At 61.4% G+C, this 983-nt stretch carries 1 protein-coding gene and 1 pseudogene; both read right to left on the reverse strand.

The features are described from left to right. Nucleotides 1-363, reverse strand: a pseudogene (locus tag DBR24_RS34230) (tRNA 2-selenouridine(34) synthase MnmH); the annotation flags it as partial. Continuing rightward, the coding region (gene selD / locus DBR24_RS28560; RefSeq protein ID WP_256591937.1) for a selenide, water dikinase SelD at nt 363-983 on the reverse strand (621 nt) is incomplete at its 5' end. The pseudogene DBR24_RS34230 and the gene selD, both read right to left, overlap by 1 nt.

Raw genomic sequence — 983 nt, forward strand, 5'->3', positions numbered from 1 at the left:
GCCGACACGCGGATAGTCGATGCCGGCCTCGTCGTGCAGCCACTGTTGGGTGATCTGCGAACGCAAACCGCCTCGAAAACAATAGATAAGACCATCGGGGTGGGCCCGGGCAAAATCGGCCCAGGCTTGAATACGCTCGGCCTTGACCGTGCCGGACACCAGTTGATGGCCCAGTTCGATAGCAGCCTGTTGCCCATGCTGCTTGTAACAGGTGCCGATCCTCTGCCGCTCGATGTCATTCATCAGCGGCAGATTGATCACGCCGGGGAACGCGCCCTTGTGAAACTCGACTGGCGCGCGGGCGTCCATCAGCGGCCGGTCGTTGAGGAAAATGTCACGGTAGTCGGTGCAATCGCGGTGCATCAAATCACCTCGACTGCGTTCGTCTGTCGCTCAACCAGTTCGCCGATTGGCTCAAGGTTCAGGCCCAGTTCGGCGGCGACGGCGAGGAACTCGTTATTGCCCTCAGGCGTGACGGCAATCAACAGACCGCCGCTGGTTTGCGGGTCGCACAACAGCCGTTTGTGCAATTCCTGCACGCGGCCGACCTTGCTTGAATAACTGTCGAAGTTGCGCAACGTACCGCCGGGTACGCAGCCCTGATCGAGGTAATACTCAACGCTGTCCAGACGCGGCACGCGGTCGTAGGCGATGCGTGCGGTAAGCTGGCTACCGTCGGCCATTTCCACCAGGTGGCCGAGCAGGCCGAAACCGGTGACATCGGTCATCGCCGTCACGCCGGCGAGTTTGCCGAAGCGGCTGCCGGGTTTGTTCAGCGTGCACATCCAGTCGCGGGCCACGCCAACATCGCCAGGACGCAACTTGCCCTTTTTCTCGGCGGTGGTGAGGATGCCGATGCCCAGGGGTTTGGTCAGGTACAGCAGGCAACCGGCGGTGGCGGTGTCGTTGCGTTTCATATGACGCTTTTCCACCAGACCGGTGACGGCGAGGCCGAAGATCGGCTCCGGCGCATCAATCGAATG

Source organism: Pseudomonas sp. HMWF006 (assembly GCF_003061205.1).
Taxonomy (GTDB): Bacteria; Pseudomonadota; Gammaproteobacteria; order Pseudomonadales; family Pseudomonadaceae; genus Aquipseudomonas; species Aquipseudomonas monsensis.